Origin of the sequence: Mesorhizobium sp. WSM4906 (assembly GCF_029674625.1) — a bacterium.
Taxonomy (GTDB): domain Bacteria; phylum Pseudomonadota; class Alphaproteobacteria; order Rhizobiales; family Rhizobiaceae; genus Mesorhizobium.
This window is the reverse complement of the sequence record NZ_CP121355.1, coordinates 1327964-1346407: the sequence shown is the minus strand read 5'-3', so window position 1 is coordinate 1346407 and position 18444 is coordinate 1327964. Positions and strand designations below refer to the sequence as shown.

Annotated in this window: 11 protein-coding genes and 3 pseudogenes; 6 read left to right on the top strand and 8 right to left on the bottom strand. The window is 55.7% G+C overall.

Annotation, left to right across the window (positions count from 1 at the left end; genetic code table 11):
• Nucleotides 1–738 precede the first annotated feature (738 nt).
• The 5 genes and pseudogenes from QAZ22_RS06365 to QAZ22_RS06345 form a co-directional block, all read left to right on the top strand.
• Nucleotides 739–1932, top strand: a pseudogene (locus QAZ22_RS06365) (IS256 family transposase).
• Between the two features lie 986 nt (nt 1933–2918).
• Nucleotides 2919–3362 carry an aspartate 1-decarboxylase gene (gene panD, locus QAZ22_RS06360; RefSeq protein ID WP_063169354.1) on the top strand — a complete coding sequence of 148 codons (444 nt, stop codon included), beginning with the start codon at nt 2919–2921 and terminating at the stop codon, nt 3360–3362.
• Between the two features lie 313 nt (nt 3363–3675).
• Nucleotides 3676–4944, top strand: a complete 1269-nt coding sequence (locus QAZ22_RS06355; RefSeq protein ID WP_082826583.1) for an acetyl-CoA carboxylase biotin carboxylase subunit family protein — start codon at nt 3676–3678, stop codon at nt 4942–4944.
• Between the two features lie 81 nt (nt 4945–5025).
• A complete protein-coding gene (locus QAZ22_RS06350; RefSeq protein ID WP_063169356.1) occupies nt 5026–6195 on the top strand; it encodes a Xaa-Pro peptidase family protein in 1170 nt (389 codons plus the stop codon).
• Between the two features lie 117 nt (nt 6196–6312).
• Nucleotides 6313–6543 (top strand): annotated as a pseudogene (locus tag QAZ22_RS06345) (IS3 family transposase); the annotation flags it as partial.
• Nucleotides 6544–6685: 142 nt separating this feature from the next.
• On the opposite strand, the gene QAZ22_RS06340 reads toward QAZ22_RS06345, so the two are convergent.
• The gene (locus QAZ22_RS06340) at nt 6686–7126 is read right to left on the bottom strand and encodes a GNAT family N-acetyltransferase (protein ID WP_158515807.1); all 441 of its coding nucleotides are present in this window, start codon (nt 7124–7126) and stop codon (nt 6686–6688) included.
• Nucleotides 7127–7602: 476 nt separating this feature from the next.
• On the bottom strand, nt 7603–8532 hold the full coding sequence (locus QAZ22_RS06335) for a 2-oxoglutarate and iron-dependent oxygenase domain-containing protein (protein ID WP_063170383.1): 930 nt from the start codon (nt 8530–8532) through the stop codon (nt 7603–7605).
• A gap of 456 nt (nt 8533–8988) precedes the next feature.
• Here QAZ22_RS06335 and QAZ22_RS06330 point away from each other — a divergent pair.
• Nucleotides 8989–9132, top strand: a pseudogene (locus tag QAZ22_RS06330) (transposase); the annotation flags it as partial.
• 81 nt (nt 9133–9213) lie between these two features.
• Here the strand turns inward: QAZ22_RS06330 and QAZ22_RS06325 are convergent.
• The 6 genes from QAZ22_RS06325 to ectB (QAZ22_RS06300) all read right to left on the bottom strand — a co-directional run bounded on the left by QAZ22_RS06325 (nt 9214) and on the right by ectB (QAZ22_RS06300) (nt 18033).
• Nucleotides 9214–10944 (bottom strand): GMC family oxidoreductase N-terminal domain-containing protein, encoded by a 1731-nt coding sequence (locus QAZ22_RS06325; RefSeq protein ID WP_224571100.1) that lies wholly within the window; start codon nt 10942–10944, stop codon nt 9214–9216.
• A gap of 282 nt (nt 10945–11226) precedes the next feature.
• Nucleotides 11227–11793 (bottom strand): GNAT family N-acetyltransferase, encoded by a 567-nt coding sequence (locus QAZ22_RS06320; RefSeq protein WP_158515808.1) that lies wholly within the window; start codon nt 11791–11793, stop codon nt 11227–11229.
• A gap of 390 nt (nt 11794–12183) precedes the next feature.
• On the bottom strand, nt 12184–14013 hold the full coding sequence (locus QAZ22_RS06315) for an IucA/IucC family siderophore biosynthesis protein (protein ID WP_063169359.1): 1830 nt from the start codon (nt 14011–14013) through the stop codon (nt 12184–12186).
• A gap of 463 nt (nt 14014–14476) precedes the next feature.
• Complete coding sequence (ectB, locus tag QAZ22_RS06310) at nt 14477–15778, bottom strand: diaminobutyrate--2-oxoglutarate transaminase (protein ID WP_063169360.1); 1302 nt, start codon at nt 15776–15778, stop codon at nt 14477–14479.
• A 166-nt stretch (nt 15779–15944) separates the two neighbouring features.
• Nucleotides 15945–16784, bottom strand: a complete 840-nt coding sequence (locus QAZ22_RS06305; protein WP_063169361.1) for a hypothetical protein — start codon at nt 16782–16784, stop codon at nt 15945–15947.
• Nucleotides 16777–18033, bottom strand: coding sequence for a diaminobutyrate--2-oxoglutarate transaminase (gene ectB, locus QAZ22_RS06300; RefSeq protein ID WP_063169362.1), 1257 nt, complete (start codon nt 18031–18033; stop codon nt 16777–16779). Before ectB (QAZ22_RS06300) ends, QAZ22_RS06305 begins: the two co-directional genes overlap by 8 nt.
• Between the last annotated feature and the right edge of the window lie 411 nt (nt 18034–18444).

Below are 18444 nucleotides of genomic sequence, written 5' to 3'. Positions count from 1 at the left end.
GCTGGCCGATTCGTTCATCGCGCCAGCCAACTATCCTGCTATCGCCTTCGAGCTCAACGAGCAGGCTGCGGTCGACGCGTTCAATGCCGTATGCAGGACTATGTTGGCTCTGGCGAAATGATGGCAGTATTCGGCAAATACGGCTACGGCAAAGACAACCTGCGGACGGCAGCAAGACCGCTGACCTCTGCAGAGGCTGAAGGCAATGTGCCTTAACACGTCCCCGGTCATGGCGGGGACGTGTTCAGTGGGCAAGCGTCTGTGAGGCGATTTCAGGTCCACCGTGGCGGTGCTCACAAGACGCGCCTCATTGCCTGAAACAAACACATCTACACTTCATCGGGTGCGCACATGTGAGCGTCGCGGCCCACAATACGACGGCCAATATGCGGGCTGGCTCACCTGCCACATCAGGCAACTGCGCAAGCAAATCCCCTGACGTGTGCCGGAACGAGAAGCAGGAGAATACTGTGGAAATCAGAGTTGTACGCCCGGGCGACCTTTCTCAATTGCGCAAGATTTGTGACGAACACATCGACTTGGAAGGGGTGACAATAGCGGACCAGGACCTGAGTCCTTATTGGAACTCGGCGTTTTTTGGAACACCTGCCCAGTTGTTCGGTTGGGTTTGTGATGAAGGAGGGTGTGTGCTGACAGTTCTGCAAATTCGCTGAGAGAGGGCGGTCATGGCAGGCTGGTGATTGTTCACGTCACCGATTCCCGCGAAGGAACGCCACCATGACCAAGATTGAAAGTAAGACCGGCAGCGCTGCCATCAAAGACATTCTGCTTTCGGACCCGGACGGACTTCACGAAGTGATCCGTGCGGTGATGCAGGAGGTACTCGAGGCCGAGATGGACGAGGCGCTGGGGGCTTCGAAGAGCGAGCGCACACCTGAGCGGCTCGGCTACCGCTCGGGTTATTACGGCCGCACCCTTGTCACGCGGGTCGGCAAGCTTGAGCTGCGGGTTCCGCAGGACCGGGCCGGCCGCTTCTCGACCGAGCTTCTCGAGCGTTACCAGCGTTCGGAGCGGGCCTTGGTGGCGACGCTTGCGGAGATGTATGTGCAGGGCGTGTCGACCCGCAAGGTCAAGGCGATCACGGAAGAGCTGTGCGGCCATGCGTTCTCGGCCTCGTCGATCTCGGCCATCAACAAGCGGCTGGACGAGAGCCTCGCTGCCTTTGCCAGGCGCCCCCTTCAAGAGCCGTTTCCTTACCTCATCCTCGATGCGCGCTAAGAGAAGGTGCGTGAGGCCGGCGTCGTCATGAGCCAGGCGGTGCTGATCGCTGTCGGCATCGACTGGGACGGCCGGCGCCAGATCCTGGCCGTCGAGATGGCCAATCGCGAAAGCCGCTCGGCCTGGAGGGATTTCCTCGTCGCGCTGAAGGCGCGCAGCCCCAAGGGCGTCGAGCTGGTTGTCTCCGCCAATCATGCCGGCCTGGTCGCGGCGATCGGCGAGGTGATCCCCGAAGCCGCCTGGCAGCGCTGCTACGTCCACTTCCTCAGGAACGCGCTCGATCACCTGCCGAGAAAGCACGGCGCCGACTGCCTGCAGGACTTGCGCTGGCTCTAATGACCGGCGCGATCTCGCCGAGGCCAAGGCCGATCTCGCCGCATGGCTGTCCAAATGGTCGGGCCGCTATCCGCGACTGACGAGTTGGGTGGAGGAGACCATCGAGCGCACGCTGACCTTCTTTTGCCTGCCGCGCCAGCATCACAAGCATCTCAAGAGCACCAACATGCTTGAACGGCACAATGAGGAAATCCGCCGGCGCACCAATGTCATGCGCATCTTCCCCAATGAAAGCTGCCTGCGCCTCGTCAGGGCGCTGGCTGCGAGACCAACGAGAACTGGATGGAGGCCAACCGCTACATCAACATGGACGATCTGCGCGAGCACAAGAAGCTCGCTCTACGCCAAGCCGCATGACCAGCATCGTGGCCGCCCCATTTTGCAGAACTTGACGCACACAACCTGAAGGAGGTAAGCGTCATGACAACTCTTAGAGGATACATGACCGCGTCGATCCGGCTTTTCCTTGTTGGTCAGGGGCGATCCTCGGGTACGCCTCCGGCGAGGGCCGCCTTGCGCGATCATGGCACGGTAGCGAGGCTGGGCTCTTAAGGTCGTCCTTAGGAGCGTAAGCCCCGCGACCATCCCATCGCTGAAAACAAACCCTTGATCAGCGGGCGCCCGACGGACCGCCTCTGTCGTCGTGGCGCTCCCATGAAGAACCTGGCCCATAGTGCATCCTTTGATTCGGAAGATAAGGATGCCCCATCAAAACCTGAGATCAAACATTTAGGCAGGCCTCGACTGGGACAAGTAAAACGGCCGCATTCGAGGCATGAGGCTGCACGCGTCTAAGATCCGAACAGCCAATACCCGAGCGTCCTCGACATCCCCGCCGCCAGAAGTCAACGATGCCCAGATCGGCCGCACGACCACCAGCAGAAGGGCGCCACCTCAACCCGTCCTACACTCAACATTTTGTCGCGTCCGCGACGTGCCTTCTTGATCCGATCCGTGGTCTGCTCACCTAAATAGCTGAAAGAGATCACGCATTTCTGTTTCCGGCCTGATTAGCCAGTTTGGCACGAGGTTTGCAACTTTGTGTGCGATCCAGTTGAACGGGCCGATTGGCACAGTCACCTGAAATCACAACTAATTAAAGGAACGGAACATGTCGGAACTGTATCGGATGGCATTACCAATGGGGGACAGCCGGCCGGCAATGCCTCCGCCCACCACAACCAGCCTTCGCCTGACTGTCTCGTGCTGGCCACGCCAGAGTAATCAATTTTGTCCTAAGAACCACAATACGACAAATCGCAGAACGTCCATCCATCCATCCTGAAACCAAGACACAGCAATCGCTTGTCGACGCAGTGTCCCACCGCCGAGAGGAAATGTAGATGAGAAAATTTGTTGCCGCCAAGCTTCATGGAATAACTGTGACCGACGCGAATTTGAACTACCGGGGCTCAATAACTTTGGATCCAGATCACTGCGACGAAGCCGGCATCCTTCCAATGGAATTCGTTGAAATCTGGAATAAATCATCGGGCGCTCGAATCAGCACTTACGTGATTTATGGAGAGCGGGGTTCTCGTTGCTGCGTGCTGAACGGAGCCGCTGCTCGCACCTGTCAGGTCGGGGACGAAATAATCGTTTGCTCCTCCGCATACATCGAGGAGCATCAGATGGTGGAGATCAAGCCGCGAGTGCTGACTTTCCACCGGGATAATTCTATCTGCGACCACATGTTCTACGAGGGTGCAATAGACGACGATGGAAGGATAACGTTCTCGATTCGCGAGGGCTCTCCCGGCGATAACGCGCTAAAACTCACTCCCTAGTAGGGCCTTTCGGTGACAGCTCGTGGCGCCGGGTCCCGGTCAAGGGCGTACTCGTCCCCAGTACTCTGGTACGCGATACAGTGCATTATCCCACTCGGCCACTATTCGGTCAGTTGCCATCAAGCCCAATCGGTTCTGCCCAGATCTGGGAAGACGATTTTGCTGCGCCAAAGGCAACTTCAGCTTCAGCCAGCGGCTGCGGGTAGAGGCGACCAATTTCACGGAATGTTTGGCCTTGGATCGTTGTCTTTAAGTCTGAGGTCCACGATGGCAAAACGACCTATCGACAAAAACGCAGAGTGGAGAACAGCCAATGTCAAGGAAAGCTCTCATCCTGGTTGAAGGCCATGCAAGAGGTAATGGAATACGATACATCCACGCGGCCCGGCGTCTTGGCTTTCATCCAATTACACTATCAGTTGATCCAACACAGTACGAGTATCTTGCGGCGGAAAGAAGCGAGGCAATCCGTGTCGATACAACCAATCTTGATACCTTGATTCGCGAATGTTCCAGGCTGCGTGAGACCAATGACATCGCTGGTATCACGGGCTTCTCGGGCATCGACGAGTCGGTCTATGCAACCGTTGGCAAACTATGTCGGCATTTCGACTTACCGGGACCCAACCCCGAATTGATTGAACGATGCTGTGACAAATTCTCTCAGCGCCAGCTACTTGCGGAAGCCGGAGTTCCGATACCCGCTTATCGCATGGCGCTGAATGTGGCAGAAGTAGAAAGCGCTGTCGCGGAGATCGGCTTTCCCGTAATTGTTAAGCCGGCAATCGGCAGCGGTAGCATCGGTGTCCGATTGTGCCGCAACGCCGATGAGTTAGCTGACCACACGACCTATCTGTTGGGTGGGAAGCACATCTGGCCGTCTTCGCCGAGGATATTGGTTGAGGAATTCGCGCGCGGCCCTTTTTATAGCGTGGAGATAATGGGCAATGAGGTTATTGGGATTGTCGCCGTTGATTTCGGCCCCCCACCGCATTTCGTCTTCCGTGAAACGACCTTCCCGGCCCCGCTTGCGGAAGACGATCATGACCGTATCGTTGATGTTTCGCTGAGGTGCTTGCAAGCTCTTGGCCTTAATTGGGGGCCAACGAACATCGAGCTCCGGTTGACTAATCATGGCCCGGTTGTAATCGAAGTGAATCCGCGTCTTGCTGGTGCGCTTGAGCCTGAACTGGTCCAACTGGCGAGCGGTGTCGATCTGGTCACCGAGCACATCAAGCTTGTCGTCGGCGAGGAATGGGATTTGCGCAGAAGGCATTTGCAGACCGCAGCCGCGCGGTTCCTAGTTGCTGATTGCGACGGCACCCTCGATTGGATCGATGGCGGCAGTCAGGCGATCGCGGTACCAGGTGTCGCTGAAATCAAATTGTATGTTGAACCCAACGCGCCGATCTTCAGGAAAGGCGATTTTCGAGACTGGATAGGACATGTCGTCGCCGTTTCACCCAGCCTTGCTCAGACCGAAGCGATACTCCAACGAGCTGTCGACTTAATCGCTTGGTCTATCACACCGCCGTCGGGCGAACAGGAGCGATCTGCAGCCCCACGACTCCCCCCCAACTGAGAGGTGATCCGTCGCCAGCATAAGAACTCTTACCCGCAATAGCTCGCCTTGTTGTCAAAAGCATAGCTGGAGTTCAAACTTATGAATATATCCAAGGGACCCCAGGCATTCCCTAGAAGTGAATACCTTCGCCGGCTCGGCTCGGTGAAGTTCGAAATGGGTCGGTGCGATATCGACGCGCTCGTCGTTTCCGACCAACATAACATTACCTATCTCACGGGGTACACCGCGCTATCAGCCTATGTTCCTCAGGCCGTTGTGGTTTCGATACGAGAAGAGGAACCGACGTTCATTCTGCGCCGCTGTGATGCGCCGGCAGCCATTCATCAATGTTTTATGGAGCGCGACAAAATCGTCGCATACCCCGAAGCGTATATTGGAAATCCTGACAAGGATGGCTATGACGCGGTAGTCGATTACTTGGAGGACGTCGGCCTCGCGAGTCGAGGCATAGGAATCGAGCTATGCTGCCTTCCATCGCAATCGGCGAAAAAGTTTAGGATGCGCCTGCCTGGTGCCACGATCGTCGATGCTACTAAGGCGGTCACTTGGAAAAGGCTCATCAAGTCAGATCTCGAGATAGCTGTAATGCGGGAGGCGGCGGCAATCTCAGACGCCGCGATTCGACGCGCTGCTGAGGTAATACGCCCCGGGGTGCGTGAAGCAGACGCGTGCGCGGAAATTGTGGCAACGTTGGTGCGCGGCGCAAACGGTAAGCCAGGAAGCGGGATCGAGGGAATAAGTTTGTGTTCATCACCGCGAACGGGAACGTGCCACATTCCGTGGAGCGAGGACGTTTTTCGCTATGGATCGCAGGTGAATCTCGAAATCGGCGGTGCGCGATATGGTTACTGTGCTGGGCTTATGCGCACTTACACGATCGGCTCACCCTCCGATCGTCTACGTCGCGTGCATGAGATCCAAGTCGCCGGCCTTGAGGTCGCTCTTGATGCGATACGGCCAGGAGCGACTTGCAGCGATGTTGCCAACGCCTTCAATCGCAGCATCGAGAAGCGGGGCCTCAAAAAGGAGACGCGTTGCGGCTATGCACACGGCATTGGTTGGTTGGAGCCGACCGCAAGCCTTAAGGATGGCGATATGACAGAGTTGCTACCAAACATGACCTTTCACCTGATGTTAGGTAATTGGATCGAGGAGGATTTTGGATACGTCATCAGCGAAACGTTCCGTGTCACAGACTCCGGCGTCGAGGTACTGACCACTGCTCCCCGGAAGATTTTTGAGATCTAAATTAGAATATGGCTTGTCATAACGACAGCGCGGACGTCCGGAATAGATCTTGCCGGTCGACGAGATGTCGCCTACCTTGTTGAAGTGCGGACGGCGAGCGGCGGTCGGCATGCGGGGCCGATCCGTGTCGAGGCGAAGCCGAACGCACGCTGGTCGCTGTACGACCAGTTCTCCTGCGGCCGATCAACTCGTCGACGACGTGACGCGCGAATGCCTTACGCGATTCCGGACACAGATCTCTGGTCGCCGCGTTGCTCGCGAACTGACGACCTGATCGCCCAGCGCGGCAAGCCCGGCATGATCGTCGCAGACCACCGCACGGAGTTTACCTCGAACACGGTCCTTGCCTGATCAATGGATCATCGCGCCGAAAATACATTCCGCTGCAAGCCCATGTGCGCAACATAAATGGCTGCACCTCTAGTCTACTCGCCACTGTTTAAAAGACTGGGGCAGGTCAATGCGCTTTCGTTACGACCTCAGAGCAAGTCTACAGGTCATAGTAGTAGGTAAGGTATGGACTCAATTTACCGATCTTGTCATAGAGCGCCCGCGCATGATAATTTGATCTGTCCGTATTCCAATAGATTCTCAGCCAGCCTTGGTCGCGACCGTAGGAGGCCAGATTCGTGAGCATGGCTTGGCCAATCCCCTGGCGCCGCGAAGACTCGTCGACATAGAGATCTGCGAGAAAACAGACCGGACGATCGCTAAGAGTATACGGGTGAATGACAAAGGTAGCAAAACCTATGGTAACGCCAGTTGCTGAGACCGCGATCAGCGCGTTAATCGGTTCGTCTGGGCGCTCGATGCGCCGCCAGATCCTATCTGTCGCCTGTTCTGATGAATTGAGACCTTGGTCGGCGCAATATGCGTACCAAAGGGACCGCCATGCATCGCGGTCGGCAGTGCCTGCGAGACGAATCTCCATGAGGGGCGGGCTCCGGCTGAGAATGGGCTCCAGGGCGCGAGGTGTTCGGCCTGAAAGGTTGACGGCTTGCGATAACTGCCACCGGCCCGCAAGACGTGCAGCACGCGACCGCCGGGTGTTATAAGATCTTTCCGCCTGTGACGGCGTCGTGGTCGCGCTGGAACTGGTTCCCGGGAGCTCGGTTCGCGATACGTCAAGCGCGAGTTGGGCGAGCGTTATCATGGGATCAAGTTCCCTCAGGTTTTCCCGCAGCACGTTTGCGACAGCGGTGCAGATCTAGTGCGATCTTTCCCTGCGACCACACGATGCAAACAATCTGACACCATAGGTGCATTCATCCCGAAGCGGGCTTCCGACCGCCGCGCTACACGCGCGACGGCGGGACAATCTAGCGGATGCGAGAGTTCTTCCAGCTTACCACGGAGATCTGCACCGCGTCGGCGCCATAATTGCGCATGCTTTAGAAAAGCAGACAATCATTGCAGTTCGCGCGCGCGTCCGGCGCCATTCCCAGTCACCCATATTGACTCAACGTTGCGCAGCATCATTTCTACAACACTAACTTGCTGCCCTTGTCGCGAAGTCAGGCGAGCGTCGATCTCGGGATAAATAAAGAAGGGCAGCGAAATTCGATCAGTCGGACCACTATGCACGACCTGGTGGGGCGTACTCTTGAAGCGGCCGTCGCTCAAGACCTGAAGGAGGTCGCCCAGATTGACTACGAGACTATCGGGCAGGCTCGGCACCGGCATCCATCGACCGCGGAACCACACCTGCAAGGAACGCAGGGGGAGTTCCTCTTGCAGCAGCAGCGTGAAGAAGCCATGATCCGTGTGCTTTGCGCAAGTGCCGCCGCGAGCTGGATACCGTATCACGCGTTGCCCAAGCGTCGGCGTGCTGAAATGGCGTTGGAACCATGCCTCTTCCATACCTATCAGGTCCGCCAGCGCATCCCCGATCTGGGGGACAATCCCGGCGAGCACGGTAGCCTGCAAAGCAAGCAGGTTTCTTGCGAAGCCAGGAGCCAAGGCTTCATCCGGAAGGCGCGTGCGGCCGGAGAACGGACGCCGGTCGCCTTCGTTCTCAATTCCGAGGTCGAATACCTCCTTTGGATCGAAGCCGGCCTCAGGATGTAGCATTTCGCCGTGTAAAGGACTGTATCCACGGGCGGCAGTGGGGTACACGTCCTGAAAGGCGTGCCCGTAGCGTTCCTTAACCGACTGTGGCAATGCGAAGAATCGCCGGGAAGCCTCAATGGCTTGCGCGATCTGTTCCCCGGGGATGCCGTGCTCGACAAGGTAGAAGAACCCGTATTCCTGGCATGCCATTTGCAGGCGCTGGCGCTCGTCACGTCGCGTTGCATCGTCTCTCAATTTCGAAAGTGAAATTTTCGGCAGCGTGGTCATAGTCAATCCCCTTTTTGGGCGCTTAAGTTGATTAGTGTTTGCCGCGGCTCTCAAAGTCGACAGTTCCTTGGATGTGGGCAACGCGCCGTCTCTTCCAATAATAACGAAAGTCGACATGATGTCCCATTCTAAGGCTAAGCCGATGGCTGGGCGGTGATTCCGTCTTAGCAATTGATCTCTAGCGCTTCCTGGTGAAGATAACAACGATTTGTATGTTAATATAGTTGTATATATTGTTACATCCGTCGCGGTTAGTTTAACATTATCACGGCCAAGATACTAAGAGCGATTTACAATTCTGAATTGCTTTATGACTTCCAGGCTCAATCCAGACCAGCGCCGACCTCCGGGTTTCATGGCAGGATCGGCCATCTCGAAGAGCTCTATGACGCGAGGTATCGCCAGCTACCTGAGCTCGTCCATCACACACGCCGTCCCGGACGATGGCCGAATGGCAGAAACCGACCGCTCGAAATTTTCCTATCCCATAGTCTTTTTCGACGCTATCCGGGTCGAGCGGTCAAGCTCAGGGACGAAGACTTCGTTCGCAAAAAAGCCATCTACATCGGGTTCGGCGTTCTGCCTGGCGGCACCAAGGAGCACATGAGCTGAGGAAGCGCTTGTCGACGTTATCCGCCGTCTCGACGAGACGACTAGCCGAGCAGCAAAGCAGGCAGCGATTTAGCTCCGTCTGCCGTCTCTCAAGGTTGTGTCGGCCAATTTCTCAGCCACCATAATCGTCGGAATGTTTGTGTTCGCCCGAGGGCAAAATGGCATGACGGAAGCGTCGGCGATCCTCAAACCCAAAATACCATGAACGCGTCCCGACGGATCGGTCACAGCGCCAGGATCCGCGGCTGCCCCCATCCTGCAGGTCGACGTCGGATGCCAACTTGGGATGACGTTCTGGCGAATATACCGATCCAGATGTTTCTCGTCGTTGACGAGATCGGAAATGCTATCCCCATCCGTTATGACGCGCCTAATCAGCCCACGGCGCAGCCGCGGCGACGCGTCCATGAGCAGCGCCAGAAATGACGTGAGTGCATAGTTTGTGCTTGTGACCTTGCTCACCAGCTTCGCTCGCGCATTCAACGCTGACGGAAACGGGTCCAGCGCCACAGAGGACAGCGAATCTTGCTGCAGCAGGCGGACTATGAAGCGAAAGCCCTGCTTGAGGCGCTCGGCGTCCCGCTTGTCGCTCAACCAGTTGAAATCGACCTCCGGCTCTATTTTATGCGAACTACCCTTGAGCGCCACAGTTCCCGTCGAGTAGCTGCGATTGACCCACACGGCGAGAGTGCCGAGGCGCCTCCCCAGCGGGTGCCAGGATGATTTGGCAACAGTCGATATTGCCATATCGGTCGACGGGCAGCCTTCGTAACCCGACGAGTAGCGGGCGTGCATCTGAATATATTCGCTCACGCCGGGTGACAAGCGATCGGCCGGCTTCAAATAGGCCGAAACGCAAATCGTGGGGTGTTCCTGAAGATTCTGGCCCACACCTTTCAAATCTGCAACGATAGGGATTCCGAATTGTACTAATTCCTTCGCGGGGCCGATCCCGGAGCGCATCAATATGGCGGGTGAATGGAGTGCTCCTGCGCACAGGATAACGCAAGAAGCGCTATACGATTGCACGCCCGATTTGTTCTCCGTCTCGACCCCCGTTACCGTTGTTCCCAAAAAGGTCAGCCGCGCAACTGTCGTTTCGGATAAAATCGTTAGATTGCGGCGAGAGCGGACGGTTTCGGGTAAGTACGCCATCGCGGAGGAGACCCGATGACCATTGCGGTTGGTCAATGGGACAACTGAATAGCCATCACCGAATGCACCATTGAAGTCTGGCCTGAAATGAAGCCCCAAAGCATCGTAAGCATCGGAGATTGCCCGGATGAAGCCCGACCAGTCTGATTGGCGCACACGTTTGATTGGCAAGGGGCCGTTCGTGCCATGAAATTCCCCGCCGAAATCCAAATCGCATTCTAGACGACGGAAGTAGGGCAGCACGTCTTCCCAACCCCAGCCCGTTGCACCGCTTGAGGCCCACTCATCGTAATCTCCGGGCCCGCCGCGGTTGGCGACTTGGGCATTGATGCTGGAGCCGCCACCCATGACGCGCGCCTGTTCGTAATGGACAGGCTTGCGGCCACCTCGCACCGTTGTCGCGTGGAGTGACTGCCATCGATAACCGGGATTAAGGTAAGCACGCGTTGGGTCGCCATCCTGGATGTCGTCAGGAATGGCATTCGGCGGCGTATCAGGGCCAGCTTCAATGAGCAGCACGCGAGCGCCATAGGCGGAGAGCCTGCTCGCCATCACGCATCCAGAGGAGCCACCACCCACGACGATATAATCGAAAACCACGCAACTCCCCATCAAGGTACCAAGTGTGATGGGCTTCTTCAGCAAAGCGCTCCTCCTACCGCCTGAGATATGGTCACTTACGGCGCGGCAGCTCCACATCATGCCGTCTGTAACGGAGCGATTTGATCGCCAAATCGGTCGAGGGCATGCCCGAAGCGAGACCGAGCGACCCATCTGAACTATCTCTGAACCGACAAGCTCTCAATTCCAGGGCACATGCATCTCCGGACACGCCGGTGCGTCGGTGTGAATGATTGCAAGTTCGTAGGGCGAGAGCAGCGCTCGCCTACGGTTTCTTGCATCACCGTCTTCCGAGAAACAATGATACTAACAAGAGATAACGACGACTTTTTCGATTTTTACAGCAGTCAAGACTGTCACTTCAAAATATCGCATAACTACGTTATTGTAGACCCGGTCTCTTACATAGCGAAGGCCTACTTTCGGTGCTTTCCGAAGCGAACGCGTGTTCGTTGGGCGAATGAATGAAGTGACCTTCTCGAGCGTTAGGTTCTCGAAAGCAAACTGGATCGCTGCCCTGCCGGCCTCTGCGGCGATCCCCTTACCGGAAGACGCAAGGTGGAGGCACGATACGGTTTCCACATTAGTGGGATCTTCGGGCAGATACGGGCCACTGTACATCAATCCACAGTAGCCTGCGAATTTTCCGACTTGGCCTTCGCCTTTTACGAACACCATCCATAAGCCGAAACCATTGCTCTGCCAATGATGGATGAACTGTTGTAGTTTAGCTTTCGATTGCTCTCGGGTCGGATAGACTCCATCCCACATGGCATTTACCACAAATGGATCGCTATGAAGCTCATGTAGAAGAAGCTCGTCGCTATGCGACGGTGGCCTTAGGATTAGGCGCGGCGTTTCTAGAATGTACATGAGAAGCTCCCTTCTAGCCATAAGTTAGAGCCGCACTTACCTCCAACGCGGCCATGATCTCCTAGCATGAGCGTCAAGGCCGCAGTGCTTGATTGAAGGCGTTCGACGAGGTTTATGCTTAAGGTAGCGAGGTCTACACAAATCAAGCTTTGGGCGCCTAACCGTGTCAGTGTTGACGGCACCTGGAAAGCCGGCCCGAAGGCGATAAAAAAATTAGGCGCCTCCTTTCAGAATGGAAGCAGGCGACGCGCTGGTGAGCGGGCGCCTGATACGCGCAACATGCTGCGGCGGCGTTTACGCAAGGGGTTGCTTACCCCAAGGGGGGGGTATGGTATTGGCCCAAAACCGGCTAACTACATTGTTCATTTAAAATACGCGCCTCCTTCAAGCTTAACCTGCACTGGTCACTTTGCGAATGCCCGCCAGTGGGTTCTTCAGCGTGCCGACGGTGTGCAGGTATTCTCCCGGATCACCGAAGTCCACCATTTGCTGGTTTTTTTGTATCTGCAGTCGATTCATACATCGTCGCAGAAATTCTGGAGCGAATAGGTCATGCTGCCTGTATTTTTCGTCATATTCCGGATGTTTCGTCTGGTAGCCAAGGATGGACTCGCTTACGAGCTGCCAGAAGTGTGTCGACGGAAAATCAAGATGTTCTTCGAGTGTTACAGCCAAGTAACGAAAGAAGCAGTCGAAAACGTCGGTGAAAATGAAGTCGTGCTTCATGTCGCGATTTACTTGAATGCAGATCCTCTTAATCTCCTCCGGCACGTTGAGATCTCCGCCTAGAATACGAAGCTCCTCGCCAATGTCTTTCATGATAACTCGCGTCGGAGCGTGATCTTTCATAACTAGAATTATATTTTCTCCATGTGCCATAAACGCTAGATCGTAAGCATAAAAGCAGTGGAGAAGCGGCGCCAGATAAGATTCAAAATAGCGGCGTAGCCAAGCGGCGGCGTCTAACCCCGAGGCATTGATGAGGGCTGTCACGAGTGCTTCACCATTGTAATCGACATGAAGCAGCGACGCCATTGTCATCAGACGTTCCCCTTCTTTCAACTGCCGAAGGGGGCTTTCCCTCCACAGCGCAGAAAGCATCTGCTTGTAAGGGGAGTCCTTCTTGAGGGCGGTGTTGAAACAACGATTGCGATAGCCAATCGTCGCGACCTCGCGAAGGATGCTGAAGCCGTTGGCGGCTAAATAGGAGTCACTGTCGAGCAAATTCTTCAACCATTCGTTGATGGCGGGCGTCGCCAGCATGTGTGTCGGTGACAAGCCGCGCATAAACCCCATGTTAAGTATCGACAGCGCCGTTTTCACGTACCGTTTATGCGGATCGCTTATATTGAAAAGTGTGCGGATCGATTGCTGGGCATGATATATGTCCTTCCCCTGGCCTAGGCAGACAATGTGCCGGTTGGCGATATCCGCCGCGAAGATAGTTGAGAGCCGATTGAACCATTGCCAAGGATGCGCTGGCATATAGATGTAATCGGTCGAGTTTAGTCCCTTTTGACGCAACGCTGCGTCGAACTGTTCCAGCGCCTGTCGACCGAGTTCCTCGTGCATGAGAAGGTCGTAGTCGAGCGTTGAAATGGACTTAAACGTTGCCATTTCTTTATGGACGGCCAGCCATATGAGTCTTATCGAACTGCCCACCTCCGGCGCATAGCGACTATAGTCGAGCGCGTCAAAGCCAATGCGACCGTTATTCGCGATAAAGGTCGGGTGGCCCTCCGTCATGCCAGCCTCAACGATCTGGTAATCGGCAAAAGCCAGTTCTGCGGCGGATATCTCTGTTTTGGCCTGCTTGTACGCGCTGCCATACAGCGTGCTGCTGATCTCCTGCAGGTAAACCGGCATCATCTCTTCCTTTATGCCAAGATGGCGGCTGAACTCAATAACAAAATCAAGCGCATCCAGGGGGGCCGGCCTGCCCTCAATCCTTTTCTCCAGAGAGCCGGCGTCCACTTGCCAGTGATCTAGCAGGAGGCGCCGAGCCTGGAACCAATACTCCAACCCAGGGGTCTCGCTTTCCAGCACATACTTCCCCCAGTCGCCTTCCATTCGCTGGAGTCGAGGAGCAATTAGCAACTCGTGTGCAAATTCGCTGATTGCTTTACGGATAAGGAGCCGGTTGGCCTTTGCCCATAAATGCGGTTTCAAATGCTGCGTTACGCGTTCGGCTAGGCTTATCTCATCGTCTCGGGCTGTCATATCACTCACGATCTCAACTCCTTCAGAACGTAACGGTGTAAGGTTCGCGAACGCGCCTTACACTCGTCTCGCCAAACTTCGACGTCGCACAAAATCCGTTCTATTTTTCATCAGAAAGGATAAGAAATACCGGACCTCTTATACAAGTTAATTTCTAATGTGTTGTGTACCGTTCGTCTTCGCTCGTGATAAACCAGCAATATTACCATCTTACTTATATAATATATTAGAATACCGGTTTCACCGGCCCTGGACGTCGTCCTTCATCTTGCAACGAGCAAGAAGTGTGTATTGATTTGCACATGCCGTACTGTCGTTCGATCACGTCAAGCGGTCGGTGTCCATTGTTTGAGCTCTCCGAGTGTCCATTTTTGCTGTCCGTCTCCATACAATCGCATACGTCTAAAGCGGAATTTCCTTTGCTTGATAAGCCCAGACTGGGTAGGGGGGACTGAGTGAATGCCTACTCCGCTGAAATGCTGTCCTGCACCGCGCCAATGCTGTCGCGTACGATCGACAGACCACGGCGCAGTTCAGCCTCGGTTATGGTAAGGGCTGTCATGAACTTGAGCACCTCACCATACGAGCCAGCGATCTCGATCACCAAGCCGCGACGAAAAGCTTCCCGGGAAATGAGCCCCGGCAATGAGTGGTGCTTTGGTGATACGAGTCCATACATCAAGCCGCGGCCTCGGACATTCAGAGCAAGGCTGGGGAAGTCGTCTGCGATCGACTTGAGTTCTTGAGCCAAGATGGCTGATTTGCGAGCAATCTCATCTTCAAACTTGGAGTCGGACCAGTAAGTCTCAAGGGCCGCACGAGCAGTGACGAAAGCATAGTTGTTGCCCCTGAACGTGCCGGTGTGCGCACCCGGCGTCCAGACATCAAGTTCAGGCTTCATGAGGACAAGGGCCATAGGCGTTCCAATTGCAGACAACGACTTTGACAGGGTAACGATGTCCGGCACGATCTCAGCCGCCTCGAAACTGAAGAATTTCCCTGTGCGACCGACACCAGCCTGAATATCATCGAGGATCATCAGGATCTCGTGCCGAGAGGTCAGATCACGCAGCCGTTGCAGCCATTCAACGGTAGCAGCATTGACACCGCCTTCGCCCTGCACTGCTTCTAGGATCACCGCAGCGGGTTTGCCGAGACCACTGCTAGGATCATCGAGAAGCTTCTCGAAATACTCGATCGTGTCTGAAGCGCCGAGATAGCCCTCGTACGGCAACGATGTCACGTGCGCGAGGGGAAAGCCGACAGCATCTCGGAACTTCGTGTTTCCGGTTGCCGCCAACGCCCCAGCGCTGACTCCGTGAAACGAGTTCGTAAACGAAACGATGTTTGACCTGCCGGTCACTTGGCGAGCTAGCTTCAGAGCCGCCTCGACCGCGTTCGTACCTGTGGGGCCAGTAAATTGCAATTTATAAGACAGACCGCGGGGCTTCAAAATAAACTGCTCAAAAGCTTCGATGAAGGCCTTCTTGGCGGTCGTAGCAAGGTCGAGCCCGTGCACAATTCCGTCGCGCGCAATGTAGTCCAACAACGCCCGCGTGAAGGCTGGGTTGTTGTGCCCGTAATTCAAGGCTCCCGCGCCTCCCAAGAAGTCGATGTATTCCCGACCGTCTGTAGCTATGAGGGCAGTGCCGACGCCTCGATCGAACAGAACTGGGAACGCACGGACGTAGCTCCGCACCTCAGACTCAAGACGATCAAAGATCGCGAGGCTTACATCGTTTGTAGGAGTAAACTGCTTCTTCATAGGGCGAGTCCTGAATTGTAGCCTGCAAAGGCATCAGCCCAAACTGTCTGGCGAAGGCCATTTCAATCGGTTCGAGGTTCGGCTTGTATGACGGCAGCATGAGCAGTCACACGCCTGGCCACGCCAACTCACGGCCCAAGCCAGTCGATCGCTGCGAGGTCCAACGTCACGTCCACCAGAGAACAAGATCAGGCCGCGCAAATCCGAAAAAGCAATTCAGCACTAGGCGACGCTTTCCGTCGCCTAATTGACCGGTAACCCCGTGAACGAAGCCGCCATCGATTAGGGCGATATCCCCGGTTTTGAGCTCGAACTCGCGGCAAGGGACGGCTTCCAGATAGGCTGCCGAATAGGGATATCCAGTGGTCTCCACACCTTGCGATATCCGGTCCGCAACCGTCGGCTTGTGGCTCCAGAGCTTCAGATTGCCGCCTTCCTCAGGCATGCTGGGATAGAGGTTGAGCGCTGCGACCGTATTGTGCGCCACCGCAGAAAGCTCGTAATCATCGCCAGCACGTAAGACTTGAGCGACGTCGTCGTGGGGATCCAAGGAAAATGTGCCTGTGCCCGACCAACTGAGGCCGCGACAAACATTGGCCTGGCCGTGTTCGGAACGGGCTAGCCGCAATTCGATTCCCTGGTTGTGAAGCTCTCGCTTCAACGCCCTGAATACTGCTCGAACCGGGTCAACCAAATTCTTAAAAAGGGCATCGACGTACGGCCGCGCGTTTTCGGCGTCTGCGAAATAGGTGGCTGCATCCTTCCTGTAGTGAGATGCGCCGACATATTGTCCGGGCACACCATCTTTACGCTCTCTGAGACCAGAGCTTCCAATAAAGTTCGTAGTGATCTCCTCGGCTACTTCGGTGCTGAAAGCTTGCTTGATGTGCAGAGCGGTGAGCTCACCTTTCAGGACCGAGATGATCTCCGCCGTGTTGATCGACCCGGTCCGTTCTTTGATCGAAACCGGCGAGATGGCTGGCACTTGAGATATCTGACTAGGCATTGTCTTGCTCCTGTAGTGCGTGTTCAAGGATGGTGATGCCACGATCGAGTTCGGCATCGGTGATGGTTATCGGTGGGAGGACTTTGATAACGTCGCGATTTGGCCCCGAGGATTCGATAAGAAGGCCATTTTCGAATGCGACATCGTGCACGCGGCCGACAACTGCCGGTGAACGGCATTTCAGGCCGGCCATCAGACCGCGGCCGCGCTTCTGTTCGATGTATCTTGGAAATTTCGCAACCAGGCGATCGAGGTGCGTTTGCAGCCTGACGGCTGTCCGCTCGACACCTGCAGTAAATTTCCTATCCGACCACATCTTGCACATGGCTCCTGCCGTCACGAAGGCGAAATTGTTGCCTCTGAAGGTCCCGCTATGTTCTCCGGGCTTCCATATGTCCAAGTCGGGTCGAATCAGAACGATGGACAACGGACTACCTGAACCGCTTAGGGACTTGGAAAGACACACAATATCCGGTTCGATTTTCGCGGACTCGAATGAGAAGAAATCGCCAGTTCGGCCCGCACCCGCCTGAATATCGTCGACGATAAAAACAATGCCGTGCGTACGGCAAATGCGCTGAATTTCCGTGAGCCAAGCTGCGGATGCGGCGTTCATGCCGCCTTCGGCCTGGATGGTCTCCAGAATGATTGCGGCAGGCTTTTCTATGCCGCTCCCCGGGTCGCTCAAAACGCTGTCGATGTAACTGGCGGAATCGAAAGCTTGGCTCGGATAGCCGTCATAGGGAACACGGATCACATCGTGGCGAGCGACGCCTCCCAGTTCCCTGGTTGAGGCCGAGCCCGACACCGCTAGAGAGCCGAGCGACATGCCGTGGAACGCATTCGTAAAGGCCATGACGCTCGAGCGGCCGGTGTATTTTCGCGCCAGCGCCAGCGCCGCTTCGTTGGCGTTCGTGCCGGTCGGCCCGGGAAACTGAATCTTGTACGAAAGGCCTCTGGGTTTCAGGATCCAATCGACGAACCCTTCAATGAAGTCACGCTTTGCCGCCGTATGCATATCAAGCGACAGAAGAATGTTCTCACCGACGAGATATTCAATCGCTGGCGCCATAATATCCGGATTGTTGTGCCCGTAGTTGAGTGCGCCGGAACCCACCAGGAAATCGATAAAGGGCTTACCCGTCTCGTCCCAGATCGTCGCCCCAAGGGCCTTCGTAAAGACGGTGGGGAACGCCCGGCAATAACGACGAACGTTAGATTCATGAGCCGTGAAAGCGTCGGTGTCCATATCAAGTCCTCTGCACATAGTCTTTCAAAGAAGAGAGCTGTTTAATGGCTAGTGGTTTGCGGCAGATGTTCGTCGCTTAACGTTGAAGCAGAATGCCGGAGGCAGCTTTGTTTGGTCTGGGTTTGGTCTGGTGATGCCGGCATCCTCATCAAATATTGTTGGGTTGCGTTGCCCTCCATTCGGATGCTTTCGAATGTGCTGCAACAGGATGGCTTCTAAAGCTTCCGCGAAAGCATCGCTACTATGGCATCAGGTAGTTGACGTACCCACCCTTCGCTGCCCATAGCGCTCCGGACAAATGAATGAGTCCAAGGAGATCAGCAGGGTCGCGTCGCCAGAGGTTGTGTCGCTCGGCGGTAGCGAAGCCGCTCGCGAGCGCGCTCCTCAATAGCGCCGTAGCGAGCGAGCGGC